This is a genomic window from Bacteroides sp. CAG:633, from assembly GCF_000435115.1.
In the GTDB taxonomy this organism is placed as follows: domain Bacteria; phylum Bacteroidota; class Bacteroidia; order Bacteroidales; family Bacteroidaceae; genus Bacteroides; species Bacteroides ndongoniae.
In genome coordinates, this window is sequence record NZ_FR883105.1 from 2,322 (window position 1) to 5,765 (window position 3,444).

The following is a 3,444-nucleotide window of genomic DNA, read 5'->3' on the forward strand; positions in this document are numbered from 1 at the left end:
CTATGGCGGCACCACCGATACGTTCGGATGTATTGATCAATAGTACTCTCATCTTTTTGAATGGTCAATTGAAAAATAGAGAATAGACAATGAAATGCCCGTTATTTGCTGCAAAAGTAGTGGTTTTCGGCGAGAAACGGTGCAAAGTCACACATATTATTTGTACTTTTGCCCGTGTTATGACAAAGAACTAAATATATATTCTATATGAAAAAGGTTGTATTTGTAGGATTGGGTTACATTGGCCTGCCCACCGCGGCTGTAGCAGCCCATCATGGTTATCAGGTGGTAGGAGTGGACGTCAATCCCTCGGTAGTGGAAACCGTCAATCAGGGAAAAGTACATATCGTGGAGCCCGATCTGGATCGGGTGGTGCGCGAGGCCGTGCAGAGCGGAAACCTGCGTGCTGTCGCCAAGCCCGAAGAGGCCGACGCCTTTTTCATCGTGGTGCCGACGCCCTTCAAGCAGAACCACCGTGCGGACATCACGTACGTAGAGGCTGCTACCCGTTCGGTCATTCCCTGTCTGAAGCCCGGCAACCTGTTTGTCATCGAATCGACTTCGCCTGTGTTCACCACCGAGCGTATGGCCGAACTCATCTTCAGCCAGCGTCCCGAACTGAAGGGACAGATCTTCATCGCCTACTGTCCCGAGCGTGTGTTGCCCGGCAATACCCTTTACGAACTGGTGCACAACGACCGTGTAATAGGTGGCATCGATGAGGCTTCGACCGACAAGGCCATCGAGTTCTACTCCGCCTTCGTGCAGGGTAAGCTGCACCGTACCAATGCCCGTACGGCCGAGATGTGCAAGCTGACGGAGAATTCCAGCCGCGACGCACAGATTGCCTTTGCCAACGAGCTGTCCATGATTTGCGACCGTGCCGGTATCAACGTGTGGGAGCTCATCGAACTGGCCAACAAACACCCGCGTGTCAACATCCTGCAACCCGGTTGCGGCGTGGGCGGACACTGCATCGCCGTAGACCCGTGGTTCATTGTTTCCGACTATCCCGAGCAGGCACAGCTCATCAAGCGCGCCCGCGAGACCAACGACTATAAAGCCGACTGGTGTGCCAACAAGGTGATGGAAGCCTGCCGCAAATTTGTTGAGGAGCAGGGACGCGAGCCGGTAGTGGCTTGCATGGGACTGGCTTTCAAGCCCAATATCGACGACCTGCGCGAGTCGCCTGCCAAGTACATCGCTTCGCGCATCGTTTCGGAGAGCCGTGCCGACGTGCTGATTGTAGAGCCCAACATCGCGGCTCACTCCAGCTTCCACCTGACCCATTACGAAGAAGCCTACCGACGGGCCGACATCGTGGTGTGGCTGGTACGCCATACGCCTTTCCTCAGCATACCCAAGGATAGCTCCAAGATAGAACTGGACTTCTGCGGGGTAAGAAAATGAAATAAAACAGACTGACCCATGAAAAAGATACTGCTTGTTTTCGGTACCCGCCCCGAAGCCATCAAGATGGCACCGTTGGTGAAAGCCCTGCAAGGCGACCGTGAGGCTTTTGAAACCCGTGTTTGCGTCACTGCCCAACACCGCCAGATGCTGGATCAGGTGCTCGAAGTGTTCGACATCGTGCCCGAGTACGATCTGAACATCATGGCACCCAATCAGGACCTGTACGACATCACTTCGCGCGTACTGCTGGGCTTGCGCGACGTGCTGAAGGACTTCCGTCCCGACGTGGTGCTGGTTCACGGCGACACTACGACTTCTATGGCCGCTTCGCTGGCTGCCTTCTACATGCAGATACCCGTAGGACACGTGGAAGCAGGGCTGCGCACGTACAACATGCTGTCGCCCTGGCCCGAGGAGATGAACCGTCAGGTGACCGACCGCATCACTTCGCTCTACTTTGCTCCTACCGATCAGTCGCGGCAGAACCTGCTGCGCGAGGGCGTGGCCGACGGAAAGATATTCGTTACCGGAAACACAGTCATCGACGCCCTGCTGATGGCGGTGGACATCATCGACCACAAGCCGGGCATGAAGGAAAAGGTGCATGCCGAACTCCTGTCCAAGGGTTACGAGGTGGGCTGTCGTCCCTACATCCTTGTCACCGGACACCGTCGCGAGAACTTCGGCGAAGGCTTTCAGCACATCTGCCGTGCCATCCGTGAGATTGCCGGCCGTCATCCGGAGATGGACATTGTCTATCCCGTCCATCTGAATCCCAACGTGCAGAAGCCCGTCTATGAGCTGCTGTCGGGCCTGGACAACGTGCGCCTGATTGCCCCGCTGGACTATCTGCCTTTTGTTTACGCCATGCGTCATTCTACCCTGCTGCTGACCGACAGTGGCGGTGTGCAGGAGGAGGCTCCTTCGTTGGGCAAGCCGGTACTGGTGATGCGCGACACCACCGAGCGTCCCGAAGCCGTGGAGGCGGGAACGGTGAAGCTGGTGGGTACGGATGCCGATGCCATCGTGGCCAACGTGTCCGAACTGCTGACGGATGCGGATATGTATCGCCGCATGTCCGAGACTCACAATCCTTACGGCGACGGCCATGCCTGCGAACGGATTGTAAAGGCGCTGACCGAGGCCGTACGCTGAGGCTTCCGGTCGGCTTTGGGCTGGGACGGCTGTGACCGCCAGCCTGTTTTCTGATGCTATTTCCCTAGTGATATGGTTGCTGCACGTCCGCTGCACTGTCTGTGCACGCCCGTTGCAGAGCCACTGCACGCCCGTTGCAGCGTTACTGCACGCCCGTTGCAGTGTCACTGCACGCTTGTTTGCAGCGTCACTGCACACCTGTTTGCAGCGCGACTGCAACCTGTGTGCAGCACGAACGGCACCTGCTTTCGGGCCGACAGACGTCAGCGACGGAGGAAATCGGCGAAGGCTTTCAGGTAGCGTTCGCTGACGGTGTCGATGTTGATTTGCTCGCGGATGATGCGTTCCGACTCCTGTCCCATGCGGCGGCACTCCTGGGGCGAGGCCAGCAGTTGGAGGATTTTTTCGGTCAGACTGTCGGCATCGCCGTCGCGGAAGAAGAGACCGTTCCGTCCGTCGGTCACCAAGTCGCGCTCGGTACTGTCGCACACGGAGCAGACCACGGGCAGGGCGTAGGTCATGGCGTCGTTGATGGACAGTCCGCCCATGCCGGCCAGCACGTAGACGGTTGCCTCGTTCATGTAAGCTCCCAGTTCCTTCGGGTCGTAAACGGCGCCGATGAAGCGCACGCAGCCACGCCCGTCAACCCCGTTCTCTTCCTTGCTGCGGAGGGGCAAGCCTAAGGAGGCGGCTTGGTTCTTCAGGTTGTCCAATTCGGGACCGTTGCCTACAATGACCAGTTCGGCGTCGGGATATTGGGTCAGCGTCCGGGCGAAGGCTTCGATGAGCAGGTCCACCCGTTTCCATTTTACCAACCGCCCGATGTGGAGCAGTCGCCTTTCCGACGGTGGCAACAGGGCGGGAGCAGCCAGTACG

The 3,444-nt window shown here is 57.7% G+C and carries 3 protein-coding genes; 2 read left to right on the plus strand and 1 reads right to left on the minus strand.

The features are described 5' to 3' along the window. The first annotated feature begins 207 nt into the window (after window positions 1-207). Window positions 208-1,410, plus strand: a complete 1,203-nt coding sequence (gene wecC / locus QVP67_RS10790; protein ID WP_022163575.1) for a UDP-N-acetyl-D-mannosamine dehydrogenase — start codon at window positions 208-210, stop codon at window positions 1,408-1,410. A gap of 18 nt (window positions 1,411-1,428) precedes the next feature. Then, a complete protein-coding gene (wecB, locus tag QVP67_RS10795; protein WP_022163576.1) occupies window positions 1,429-2,568 on the plus strand; it encodes a non-hydrolyzing UDP-N-acetylglucosamine 2-epimerase in 1,140 nt (379 codons plus the stop codon). 263 nt (window positions 2,569-2,831) lie between these two features. Here the strand turns inward: wecB and QVP67_RS10800 are convergent. Next, window positions 2,832-3,444 (minus strand): glycosyltransferase (locus QVP67_RS10800; RefSeq protein WP_288180120.1); only part of this gene is annotated, 613 nt, incomplete at its 5' end.